Origin of the sequence: Pseudomonas sp. p50(2008) (genome assembly GCF_015351605.1) — a bacterium.
Lineage (GTDB): Bacteria > Pseudomonadota > Gammaproteobacteria > Pseudomonadales > Pseudomonadaceae > Aquipseudomonas.
In genome coordinates this window covers 177,364-189,400 of sequence record NZ_JACMYF010000011.1, presented here as the reverse complement: position 1 = coordinate 189,400, position 12,037 = coordinate 177,364, and the positions used below count along the sequence as shown (strand labels likewise).

At 61.8% G+C, this 12,037-nt stretch carries 10 protein-coding genes; 4 read left to right on the top strand and 6 right to left on the bottom strand.

The window, feature by feature from the left end:
* Nucleotides 1-625: 625 nt before the first annotated feature.
* The gene (locus tag H7698_RS27890) at nt 626-1,624 is read right to left on the bottom strand and encodes an NAD(P)H-quinone oxidoreductase (protein WP_194693533.1); all 999 of its coding nucleotides are present in this window, start codon (nt 1,622-1,624) and stop codon (nt 626-628) included.
* A 104-nt stretch (nt 1,625-1,728) separates the two neighbouring features.
* Nucleotides 1,729-2,967, bottom strand: coding sequence for a YbfB/YjiJ family MFS transporter (locus H7698_RS27885; RefSeq protein WP_194693532.1), 1,239 nt, complete (start codon nt 2,965-2,967; stop codon nt 1,729-1,731).
* 113 nt (nt 2,968-3,080) lie between these two features.
* Here H7698_RS27885 and H7698_RS27880 point away from each other — a divergent pair, with 113 nt between their 5' ends.
* Nucleotides 3,081-3,956 carry a LysR family transcriptional regulator gene (locus tag H7698_RS27880; RefSeq protein ID WP_162440704.1) on the top strand — a complete coding sequence of 292 codons (876 nt, stop codon included), beginning with the start codon at nt 3,081-3,083 and terminating at the stop codon, nt 3,954-3,956.
* A gap of 140 nt (nt 3,957-4,096) precedes the next feature.
* Here the strand turns inward: H7698_RS27880 and H7698_RS27875 are convergent, their stop codons facing one another.
* A complete protein-coding gene (locus tag H7698_RS27875; RefSeq protein WP_194693531.1) occupies nt 4,097-4,819 on the bottom strand; it encodes a pirin family protein in 723 nt (240 codons plus the stop codon).
* Between the two features lie 248 nt (nt 4,820-5,067).
* On the opposite strand from H7698_RS27875, the gene H7698_RS27870 reads away from it, so the two are divergent.
* Both H7698_RS27870 and H7698_RS27865 read left to right on the top strand, forming a co-directional pair.
* On the top strand, nt 5,068-6,018 hold the full coding sequence (locus tag H7698_RS27870) for a GlxA family transcriptional regulator (RefSeq protein WP_194693530.1): 951 nt from the start codon (nt 5,068-5,070) through the stop codon (nt 6,016-6,018).
* 168 nt (nt 6,019-6,186) lie between these two features.
* On the top strand, nt 6,187-7,671 hold the full coding sequence (locus H7698_RS27865) for an ATP-binding protein (protein ID WP_194693529.1): 1,485 nt from the start codon (nt 6,187-6,189) through the stop codon (nt 7,669-7,671).
* Here the strand turns inward: H7698_RS27865 and H7698_RS27860 are convergent.
* Both H7698_RS27860 and H7698_RS27855 read right to left on the bottom strand, forming a co-directional pair.
* Nucleotides 7,636-10,458, bottom strand: coding sequence for an ATP-binding protein (locus H7698_RS27860; protein WP_194693528.1), 2,823 nt, complete (start codon nt 10,456-10,458; stop codon nt 7,636-7,638). The genes H7698_RS27865 and H7698_RS27860 overlap by 36 nt on opposite strands.
* Complete coding sequence (locus tag H7698_RS27855; RefSeq protein WP_194693527.1) at nt 10,455-10,757, bottom strand: hypothetical protein; 303 nt, start codon at nt 10,755-10,757, stop codon at nt 10,455-10,457. The genes H7698_RS27860 and H7698_RS27855 overlap by 4 nt, the downstream gene beginning before the upstream one ends.
* Nucleotides 10,758-10,859: 102 nt before the next feature.
* On the opposite strand from H7698_RS27855, the gene H7698_RS27850 reads away from it, so the two are divergent.
* On the top strand, nt 10,860-11,435 hold the full coding sequence (locus tag H7698_RS27850; RefSeq protein WP_194693526.1) for a flavodoxin family protein: 576 nt from the start codon (nt 10,860-10,862) through the stop codon (nt 11,433-11,435).
* A gap of 139 nt (nt 11,436-11,574) precedes the next feature.
* On the opposite strand, the gene H7698_RS27845 is transcribed toward H7698_RS27850, so the two are convergent.
* Nucleotides 11,575-12,015: a helix-turn-helix domain-containing protein gene (locus H7698_RS27845; protein WP_194693525.1), complete on the bottom strand. Its 441-nt coding sequence runs from the start codon at nt 12,013-12,015 to the stop codon at nt 11,575-11,577.
* Nucleotides 12,016-12,037 lie beyond the last annotated feature (22 nt).

Genomic DNA, 12,037 nt, shown 5'->3' with positions numbered 1-12,037 from the left:
GGGGGCCGCTGCGCAGCCCGACGCAGCCTCGTGCCTCGGCAGCTGCTACAAAGAGCGCGATCACGTCGTTTGTAAAAAGTGGGCTCATGACGGCGATTGAAGGTATCTCCCGATTCTGAATCCTGTTAATTCCCCTGTAGCAGCTGCCGAGGTACGAGGCTGCGTTGCGTGTCCGCAGGACCGCCCCCGGGGGCCGCAGCGCAGCCCGACGCAGCCTCGTGCCTCGGCAGCTGCTACAAAGAGCGCGATCACGTCGTTTGTAAAAAGTGGGCTCATGACGGCGATTGAAGGTATCTCCCGATTCTGAATTCTGTTAATTCCCCTGTAGCAGCTGCCGAGGTACGAGGCTGCGTTGCGTGTCCGCAGGACCGCCCTCGGGGGGCCGCTGCGCAGCCCGACGCAGCCTCGTGCCTCGGCAGCTGCTACAAAGAGCGCGATCACGTCGTCTGCAAAATGTGGGCTCATGACGGCGATTGAAGGTGTCACCCGATTCTGAATCCTGTTAATTCCCCTGTAGCAGCTGCCGAGGTACGAGGCTGCGTTGCGTGTCCGCAGGACCGCCCCCGGGGGCTGCTGCGCAGCCCGACGCAGCCTCGTGCCTCGGCAGCTGCTACAGGGCGCGCGATTACTGCACCTGCAACACGATCTTGCCGATGTGATCACCGGCTTCCATTCGCGCATGGGCCTGTGCGGCGTCGGCCAGCGGGTAGACCTTGTCGGTTATGGGCAGGCAGCGTCCAGCAGCCAGAACAGGCCAGACGTATTCGCGCAGCTGTTCGGCAATCGAGGCTTTTTCTTCGCGGGTACGCGAGCGCATCAGGGAGCCGGTGATGGTCGCGCGCTTGCCCAAAATGGCCATGAGATCGACGTCCTTGGCATGGGCACCCCCCAGAAAACCCAGCATCACCAGTCGACCCTCCATGCCCAGTGCCGCGATGTTCTGATTCAGGTACGAGCCGCCCATGATGTCGAGGATCACGTTGACGCCCTTGCCAGCGGTTTTGTCCTGCACGACCTGGACGAAATCCTGGTCGCGGTAGTTGATCGCCTCGGCCCCCAACGTGCGGATTGCCGCACACTTTTCTTCACTGCCCGCCGTGGCGAACGCCTTGACGCCGAATTCGCGACACAGCATCAATGCAGTCGTGCCAATACCGCTGGTGCCGCCATGGACCAAAGCGCGCTGGCCTTTGCTGGCACCGCCGATGTCGAACAGGTTGGCCCACACCGTGAAGAACGTTTCCGGCACCGCCGCCGCGTGGACCCAATCCATGCCCTGAGGAATCGGCAGTGTCTGGCTGGCCGGTGCGACGCAGAATTGCGCATAACCGCCGCCATTGGTCAGCGCACAGACCTTATCGCCGACGATGAACTCACTGACGCCCGCGCCGATGGCTACCACTTCGCCGGCCACTTCCAGGCCCGGGATCGGGCTCATGCCGGGCTTCATCGGGTATTTGCCCGCACGCTGAATCACGTCAGGACGGTTGACGCCGGCCGCGTGTACGCGAATCAGCACTTCACCGGCACCGGCGGTCGGCACGGTTTCCTGCCGGGGTTTCAGGACCTCCGGGCCGCCTGGTTCGGTGATTTCGATCAAGGTCATGGTCTGGGGCAAGGTCATTTTTGCTGTCCTGATTTGAAGGGTTCCAATAGATGGGACCGTGTATTTGGGAGGGAGGTCAAAAGATCGCAGCCTCGTTTCGCTCGACAGCGCCTACAGCAGGCTTACAAGGGACGGCAGGAATTGGCGTCATCCTGCAGGAAATGTCGAGCGAAACGAGGCTGCGATCTTTTGATCGTCAAAACCTCCAGCAACAACGCCACCACAATGGCCCCCGCCGCAATCTCGAACAACACCGCGTGATGGCCGCCGCTCACATTGAACAACGCCGAGTACGCAAACCCTGCAATCGCCTGGAACGTTGCGAATGACACCGTTGCGCGACTCCAGGCAACCTGCTGTTGATGATGGCTCGGGATCAACTCATGCACCCGGGCCAGCGCCAGTGGAACAATGCCTGGCGGGAATGAACCGAGAATCACCGCCAGTACCGCGAGGGTCGTGAACGAGCTGGAGATCGACAGCAGCCCCACGGCAATCGCCTGTACCACCAGCACCAGGCGAATACTCACCTTCGCCCCCAATTGATCCGCGAGAAAACCATAGCTCACCGGGCCGATGATCGCGCCGAGGCCGTACATGACCCAGATCAGCGCACCGACATGCGGTCCGGCACCCAGCCCGCGAGCCACGTAGTCGACCAGGAACACCATCGCCGGCACCAGCCCGGCGGCCATGAAGGCGTACTGGGCAAACAACAGGTACACGCCCCTATCCGTCGGGTGCCTCGTCTCGTTGATCGAGGGCAATACGCTTGCTGCGTGAGTATCCGACGGCCAGCCAAACCAGCTTGCTGCCGTCAGCACCAGGGCCAACGCGCCAAGGCCGAACCAGGTTTGCTGCAAACCCAGGCTCAGCAGCGGCGGCACAAGGGTCCCGGAACCCGCAATGCCCAAGCCGATGCCCAGAAAAATCGCCCCGCTGGCCAGTCCTCGACGGGCTGCCGGTACGTGAGGCAACACAGTTGCGGCCACCAGCACCATGATCGCGCCACCGGCAACGCCCGACAGCAGGCGCCAGCCGAAGAACCAGCTCACTGACAACGGGAAACCACAGGCGAAAAACGACAGGGTGACGATAAGCATCATCAGCCGCAGCGCGCTTTTGTTGGACGTGCGATGGGCCAGCGGTCGGCCGATCAGCGCGCCGATCAAGTAGCCCACGAGGTTGGCGGCACCGAGGTAAACCACGTCACTGGCCGAAAACCAGTGCGCCTCAATCAACGAAGGAATCAACGGCGTATAGGCAAACCGCGCCAGGCCGATGCTGACCAGGCTGGCGCAGAGACCGGCGAAGATCGGCAGCCAGATCGCGCTCGGCGGGTGACTCGATGAATTGTGCATGGCAAATGTCCTGAGAGGTTCTTCCGGCCTTCAGCCTATCCCGGATCTTTGATGCAATAACGCAGCGATTCTGCGTTATCGTGATGCATCGATGCATCAACGGGGGAGTGGTTATGAATTGGGATGACGCGCGGGTGTTCCTCGCGGTGTGCCGAGAGTTGACGCTCAGGGGCGCGGCCCGGGTATTGGGGGTCGATCAGGCCACCGTCGGCCGTCGCATTACGTCGCTGGAAAAGTCCTTGAGCGCAACGTTGTTTTTGCGCACCTCAGAGGGATACGTGCTGACGGCAGTTGGCGAAGCGGCGTTGCAGGCCGTGGAAAAAATGGAGCATTCAGCACTGCAGCTGCAACGTCAGATTCAAGGACTGGATGACCGGCTGACGGGCACAGTCCGGGTCAGCACCACCGACTCTCTGGCCATCGATTTCCTGATCCCGGCGATTGCCCGGTTGCACGCCCTGCACCCCGACGTGCGGGTGCAACTGGACGCTTCCACGCAGATTCTCAGCCTGGCCAAGCGCGAGGCCGACATTGCCGTGCGTAACACCCGGCCGGAGAACCCGGACCTGATTGCCCGGCGAATTGCCCGGTGGCCGGTGGGGCTATTTGCGTCGCAAGCCTATGTCGATACACATGGCCTGCCGCAACCGGGTTCGGCGTTCGAGGGGCATGACCTGGTGGTGTACCAGCCGTATTTGCAGGGCAACAAGGACATGACGCTGGTGTCTGAACCGGTGACCCGCGGGCGCATCGTCTCAAGCCTGAGTTCCGGCCTGTTGGTGCGCCGTTCCATTGCCGCGGGAATCGGGCTGGGGGAAATTCCGGTGTACATGGGAGAAAGGGACGGGCTGGTGCGGGTGTGGCCGGAGCGCACACGACCGGTGCCCTACGACGTGTGGCTGGTCACCCATGCGGATCTGCGACATACCGCACGGGTGCGTGCGGTCATCGAAGAAGTGGTTGCGGGTTTTTCCGGGAGTGGTGAGTAAAAAACAAATCCCCAAATCCCTGTAGCAGCTGCCGAGGTACGAGGCTGCGTCGGGCTGCGCAGCGGCCCCCAAAGGGCGGTCCTGCGGACACGCAACGCAGCCTCGTACCTCGGCAGCTGCTACAGGGAAACGCAGGGGGCTTACGGCATTTCAGGCAATTCCTGCGGCCGCAAATCAAACACCAGTACTTCGGCATCCACGCCATTGCTCAACGTCAACACCTGCTCATTGCGAACCCGCACGCCATCGCCTTCCTGCAACGGCATGCCGTTGAGCTCGACACTGCCACTGGCTACATGCACATAGGCGTATCGGTTGGCGGCCAACTCGAGGGTGGTGCTCTCCTTGCCGTCGATCAGCGCGGCGTACACCCGTGCATCCTGACGCACCTTCAGCGAGCCGTTGCTCCCATCCGGCGAAATGATCAGCTGCAAGCGTCCGCGTTTTTTCTGCGTGCTGAAATGCTCCTGCTGATAACGCGGTTTGGCGCCGCTGACGTCCGGCACGATCCAGATTTGCAGGAAGTGCACCGGGCGTGTCGCCGAGTGGTTGTATTCACTGTGGGCGACGCCGTTGCCGGCACTCATCAACTGCACATCGCCAGGGCGAATCACCGAACCGGTGCCCAGGGTGTCCTTGTGTTCCAGCGCACCTTCGAGCACATAGGAGAAAATTTCCATGTCGCGATGGGGGTGCTGGCCAAAGCCTTTACCGGCCGCCACACGGTCATCGTTGATCACCAGCAGGTCGGAAAAACCCTGCTCTTTGGGGTTGCGGTAGCTGGCAAAGGAAAAGGTGTGGAAGGACTTCAACCAGCCGTGATTGGCCAAGCCGCGATCGGAAGCTTTGCGAAGGGTCAGCATGATGAATTCTCCTGTGTGGACGTTGATTCGTCCGAGTGAGGAGAAGGTTAATGGTTACTGGCGGATGCAATAAGTAGATGAAAATTGAAACACTGTCCCTTTGAGGTTGACAGTAATGTGCGGTGCATCACCTATTCTTATCCAACGTCTGCGCCGCACTTGGCCATAATGACAAGCGCTCGTTCAAGCTCCTACAGGGGGCGGCGTATTACCCGTTCCTTTTTATCGACCTCAAAGAAATCCATCCCATGAAAACAGTGGCAATGGTGCTGTTCCCCGACTTTCTCCTGCTCGACATGGCCGGCCCGATGGAGGTGTTTTCCATCGCCAACCGATACCTGGCGCAAGATCAACGTTATGAACTGTCGACCATCGGCACCGAGCATGGCGCACTGCGGGCTTCCAACGGCGTCAACATCACGGCGGATGTGCACATCGATCAAGCGAGCGACCGCTATGACCTGCTGCTGGTCCCCGGTGGTCCGGGCGCTTACAACGAAAAACACCCACCGTTGCTCGACTGGCTTCGAGGCGCGAGCCGTCGAGCCGGTCGATACGGATCGATCTGCACCGGTGCCTTCGTGCTCGGGCACGCCGGCTTGCTCGACGGGTATCGCGTGACCACTCACTGGCATTACACCGAACGGCTGATCAAGGGCTTCCCCAAGGCAACCGTCGAGACCGATCAGATCTACGTGCAAGACCGCAACCTCATCACGTCCGGAGGCGTTACCGCCGGCATCGATCTGGCACTGGCTGTGGTGGCCGAAGATCACGGCAAGAAAGTCGCCCAGGACGTGGCGAAAGTGCTGTTGGTGGTGATGAAACGCCAAGGAGGCCAGGCGCAGTTCAGCCCCTTGATGGCGGCGGTGGCTCCCCACGAAACTGCCATCACACGCGTCCAGAACCATGTGCTTGAGCACCTCGATAAGCCCTTCAGCATCGATTGCATGGCCAGTCTGGCAGCCATGAGCCCACGGCATTTCGCCAGGGTCTTTGCCCGGGACGTAAACATGACGCCCATGGAATTCCTTCAGAGCGCACGCATCGATAATGCCAGAAACCTGTTGGAAACCAGTGAGTTGCCGCTCAAGACCATCGCTTTCAAAAGCGGCTTCGGCAGCGTTCGGCACATGCGTTTCCTGTTCAGTGAAAAGCTCGGTTTGACCCCGACCCAGTACCGCGAGCAGTTCAGCTAGGGGCAATTGTCCGTTGTGCGCACCGAGATGGCCGTGACGCTCCCATCTGCGCAGTTGTGCTGTCACCGATGCCTGCCAAGATAGATGAGAACCAATTGCAATGGAGGTGCGGGAATCTAGATAGGCGTGCAATGGGCGCGCCGGACCAGATTTCAGCACGTGAAGTGCATGAACAGTCTCAGAGAATTGAACAGCGATACGGTGCTGCGATTCGGCCCCTACGCCTTTCACCTGCAACAACGGCTGATCCTGGAAGGTGATCGGCCTTTGCGCATGGGCGGTCGGGCGCTGGATATCTTGCAGGTGCTGGTCGAACATGCCGGCACCGTGGTCAGCAAAGACGAGCTGATCGCCCGGGTATGGCCGACTTCCGTGGTCGAAGAAATCAGCCTGCGCGTGCACATCGCGGCGTTGCGTCGGGCGTTGGGCGACGGACAGAACGGCCACCGCTACATCGTCAACGTACCTCAGCGCGGCTATAGCTTCGTTGCCCCTGTGCAGGCCGAGAGTGTGGAGGCGCTGGTCTCGCTCGAGACGGCGCAAAACCCCCAGCACAATTTGCCCGCGCGCCTTACATCGGTGACGGGGCGGGATTCGATTGTTGGCAGTCTGGTCAGGCAGTTGCCGGTTCGGCGTCTCATGACCCTGGTCGGCCCGGGAGGTATCGGCAAGACCACCGTGGCCTTGCGGGTCGCCGAACTGCTGTTGCAGCACTATCGAGATGGGGTCTGGCGGGTGGATTTCTCGGTGATCGATGACCCGGCGCGTGTGGTCGATCAGTTGACGCAAAGCCTTGAATTACCAGTCGGAACAACCCTGGATGTCCTGGCCCGGCGTCATGCCTTGCTGGTGTTCGACAATTGCGAGCACTTGCTGGAGCGTTGCCGGACGCTGGTCGATGATTTGCTGCAGGCGGCGCCTCGACTGTCGATTCTGGTCACCAGCCGCGAACCTTTGCTGGCGGCGGGGGAGACCGTCCAGCGCCTGCCACCCCTGGCCGTCCCACCGGCCTCGGCGATGCACAGCGTTGCCGAGGTCATGGGCTATTCGGCGGTGCAGCTGTTCGTCAGTCGGGCCCGGGCCCGTCAGCAAGGCTTTGTCCTGCGTGAACAGGACCTCAAGGCGGTCCGTGAAATCTGTCGGCGTCTCGATGGGCTGCCGCTGGCCATCGAGCTGGCGGCGGCGCAAATCGATGCGCTGGCGTTGGTCGGGTTGCAGGCTCAGCTGGATAATTGTTTCCAGCTGCTGACCCAAGGGCGGCGCACCGCCGTGCCACGGCATCAAACCCTCAAAGCTGCGCTGGACTGGAGTTATGAACGGTTGAGTCAGACGGAGCAAACCGTGTTGCAACGCCTGGCCGTGTTCAACCTGTCGTTCACCCTCGATGCGGCCATCGGCGTGATCAGTTGCGAGGTGCTGAACCCCGTCCGCTTGAAGGCGCTGATGGAACGGCTTGTCGCCCAATCGCTGCTGTCTCTGGAGCGGACCAACGGCACCGGGCGCTATCGCTTCCTCAACACCACGCGCACTTATGCCCTGGAGAAGCTCGAACACAGCGGCGAACTGCGTCTGTTCGAGGCGCGTTACGCCCGTTACGTGAGCAGGGCGCGCTGGGTGTCAGGCGTGCAAGTGCCCCTGGAGCTCGTCGAGTAACTGCCGGACGTTGACCAGGTCCGGCGTGGCAAACCCTTCGCTGAAACGCTCATAAATCGGCGACAGCAATTCATGCGCTTGCAGCCGCTTTCCCTGGCGTTGCCACAGCTGTGCCAAGGCCGTCGCGCTTCGCAGTTCCCACGCCAGCGCACCCTGACTGCGCGCCACGTTCAACGCCCTAATCAAGATAGTCTCGGCCGTCTCAACCCTGCTGCAGGCGGCGGCTTCGGTCGGTTGATCCTGCGCCATCAACGCCAACGCCCTGGCCCTTAAAATCTCCGCCGTACTCCAACCGGCCGCCCCCGTGTTCGCCCTCAGCACCAACGCCTCATCCACACACCCGGTGTCCAGCGTCACCATGATTTCGTTGATCAGCCCGGCACCGGGCAATGGGACGACCTTGACCCCGGTACCACCGATCACCTGCGCATAGTGTTGCGCCCAGTTGTAGAACAGCTGGACCGAATGCTTCTGGGCTTGCTCCAGCAGTAAGCGCAACAGTTCGCGGGCAGTGCCGGTGTCGCCGTTGTACTGCGCGATCAGACAGCCCGCCAGCGCCAGGGTGTAGCAGATGGACGTGCCGTGATTGATCTGGAGCGCGATGTCCAGTGCCTGCCGGGCCGTGCGCCAGGCTTGCTCCGGCTGGCCTTGCAGCCAGAGGATGCGCGCCAGAATCGTCAGCGAGGCCACGCTCTGGTCGTATTGCACGCCAAAGCCGTGGGTGAATCGGTTGAGGTGGCCGCTCTGGGCCATGCGCTGGATCACCTGTTCAGCGTTCACCCGCGCCAGTCGCTGATTACCGGCGAAGTGCAGGGCCAGCACGCGCAAGCGGTGCGTGCTCAGGGACAACACTTCTTCGCCGTGCAGTCCCAACCGGTCGAATTGCTGACTTTGCTCCAGCGCCATCTGATAGTGGCCGCAGCTGAGGTTGACCGCCATGTACCCGGACACCGCCCGCAATTCGCCGGCCACATCGTTGCACTGTCTGGCCAGGGATCGAGCGCTGACGAACGCTTCGATGGTTTCGGTCGTACCGCCCTGGCTGTGGTAGCAGGAACTGCCGAGCGCGAGCTTGAGGGTCATCTGCAACAGCGGGGAGGACGCTGACGTAGCGTCGAGCAGGGCCAGGGCCTTACGCACATAAGTGCCGTGTTCCTTGAGCAGCGACAGTTCCTGCCAGAGCGGCGTGGAGGTCGCCGTCAATTGGATGGCCAGCGCCTGGGGCCCCTCGGCGTTAAGGCCCCAGTCGAGGGCGGCGCGGATGTCCGCCAGGCTCCGGGCGTAGCGCTCGATCCACAGGTTTGTCGGGATCAACTCCCAGTCTCGCGCGGCCTGGCTCATCAGCGCCAGACAGCGTTCGGCATGGCGTTTGCGGGTATCCGGCAAGTCATGGGCCTGGTCGAGTTTTTCCAGCGCATAGCCCCGGGTGGTGTCGAGCAGGCGATAGAACACCTCTTCGTCACCGACCTCCACATTCAGCAGGGACTTGGCCACCAGTTGCGTGATCGAGCCGAACACTTCGCACGGTTCGATCTGTCCGCCGACGATCACGGCCGCCGCGGAGTCCAGGGTAAAACCGCCCCTGAACACACCGAGGCGACGCAGGCAGGTTTGCTCGCAGGGGCTGAGCAGTTCGAAACCCCAATCCAGGGTCGCCCGCAAGGTTTGATGGCGCGCCAGACTCAGGTGGGAGCCTTGAGTCAGCAGGCGAAAACTGCTCTGCAGTTGGGTCAGCAAACCGCTCAGGCCGAAGCGACCCACTTGCGCCGCCGCCAGTTCGATCGCGAACGGAATGCCGTCCAGGCGATGGCAGATGTCGATCAACAGCGGCAGGTCGGCGTCTGTCAGTTCGAAGCTGTCGTGGCTGGCCATGGCCCGTTCGACAAACAATTGCAGCGCCGAAAACGTCAGCGCCTGGTCTCGATCAAGCACCGCAATCGGCGGCGGGCAATCCAGGGATTCCAGGCGTTGCACGAACTCGCCCTCGGCCCGCAAACCTTCCCGGCTGGTGGCCAGGATGTGCACCTGAGGCGCGCCGCGCAGAATGTCTTCGCAGAGCAGTGCGACAGCGTCGATCAGGTGTTCGCAATTGTCGATCACCAGCAGCATTTGCCGCTCGCGCAGGAACGTCACGAGGCCGCTCATAGGCTCGGCATCGTGCAGGGACAAATCGAGCAGCGTGGCCAGGTGCGCGGTGATCATCAGCGGATCGTTGATCGGTGCCAGGTCCAGCAGACGTATCCCGTCGCGGTAACGCCCGATCAGTTGTTCGGCAACGCGCAGGGCCACGGTCGTCTTGCCGATACCACCGGGGCCGACCAGGGTAATGAAACGCTGGCGCGCGAGTTGCGTCATCAGGCTGTCGACCAGTGTCTGGCGGCCGATCAGGCGGGTGTTGCGGACGGGCAGGTTATGGCGGCTGGGTTCGACCGCTTCACCGACGGGATGGGGTTCGACCTGCTCCAGGGAAAATGGCGCGACAAAACTGTACCCGCGCTGGGCAACGGTGATGATGTAGCGCTGGCCGGCCTGACCGTCACCAAGGGCTTTGCGCAGGGCCGCCATGTGCACCCGCAGGTTGATGTCTTCGACGACGCTTTTGGGCCACACCCCGGCGATCAGGTCCTGTTTGCTGACCACCTGTCCTGCGTGCTCCAGCAGAATCAACAGAATATCCATGGCACGCCGGCCCAGGCGCAGAGGCTGGTCGGCCTCAAGCACCAGACGTCGTCCAGGGTAGATCCGGTAAGGGCCGAAATGGATGGCCTGCGTGGGGGAAAGGGTCAACGGGACACTCCTGCTTGCATCCGTCTAGTACGCGGTTTCCGAGCATATTCCTCAGGTTTGGTCGCCAGTGCAACGAGCGGGCTGGATGACTCCCGGGTGTTCGTCGTGACCGGCGCCTTCACGTAATTGTCGCAGGCGCCGTATTGACTCAGCGTAGCGGTGGTCAGCGGCGCGTCCAGATGTTTGGCGCGCGATTGAAAATTAACAACGTTTAACTCGTCGCGGCGAGTGCCAGGGCCAAAACTCTGATCTGAGTGAAGTGCGAGGCTGCGGTTTTGCGGTTTACGGATGTGCATCATTTTGGCTCCTGCAGGTTTTGCGGTGACGGCTTTGGCAGCCCGATACCGTCCAGCAACCCCACAGCCTGAAAAGGAATTCAACGCGTCTGGAGCAATCTCGGAATGAGCAATGTGGTGGTGGTCTATCACAGCGGCTACGGGCACACCCGGGTCATGGCCGAAGCCGTGGCGCTGGGCGTGGAGCGGCATTTGGGCAGTACCTGCCAGTTGGTTCCGGTGGAGGAGGTGGACGATCACTGGGACCGTCTGCACAGCGCCGATGCGATCATCTTCGGCGCCCCGACTTACATGGGCAGCGCCTCGGCGCCCTTCAAGGCCTTCATGGACGCCACGGCCGCGTTCTACCTGGCCCAACCCTGGCGCGACAAACTTGCCGCCGGCTTCACCAATTCCGGCAGCCTGTGCGGCGACAAACTCAACACCTTGCTGCAGATGGCGGTCTTCGCTGCGCAGCATTCGATGATCTGGGTCGGCCTCGACCTGTTGCCCGCCCGCTCCGGCACCGGGGTGTTCGACGGGCAAATGAATCGCCTCGGCAGTTCGCTGGGCGCCATGGCCCAGTCCAACGTCGAGCAACCGCCCGAGCAGGCGCCACCGCCTGAAGATCGCTGCACCGCCGCGCATCTGGGCGAGCGTGTGGCGCGCCTCGCCGAGCGCATGGCCCGCCCATTGAATTGATCTGCTGGCATTCCTGAATGATTGACGCACAACGACGCAGGCCTGCATCCGCGCCGGCGGCATCAGGCTGAGCCGGACTACAGGATTGGCGTTGTCAGGGAATTGGGCGCGAGGTTTGGACGTTCAGGCTTCGTCGGGACTATCGAGCGTGAAGTTGAGACGTGTAGACGGAGGACACGGGCTGGCTGCGCACAGTCCGGCAGCGCCATGCAAACGGATTGATGCCTTCACTGCGGGTGAAGATGTGGCAGAAATGAGCCTGGTCGCAGAAACCGCATTCCAGGCTGATTTGCGTCAGGGACAGGTCGGTGCTCTGGATCAGTTGCTTGGCACGGGCGATGCGCTGGTGACGAATCCAGTCCTGGGGCGAGAGCCCGGTGCTGCACTTGAAGGCGCGTGAAAAATGACTGCGTGAGAGGGCGCAGGCGCGCGCCAGTTCGGTCACTTCCACGGTTTCACCCAGGCGCTCGAGAATCAGTTGCTTGGCCAGTTGTTCGCGCCACGGAGTCAAACCGCCGGTGTTTTTTTTTCGCGTTTCAGTGACTGCCGCGCGGGCGGTGTTTTGCTGAAAGTGAGCCATGGCAGAGGTCCGAGTCGGTGAA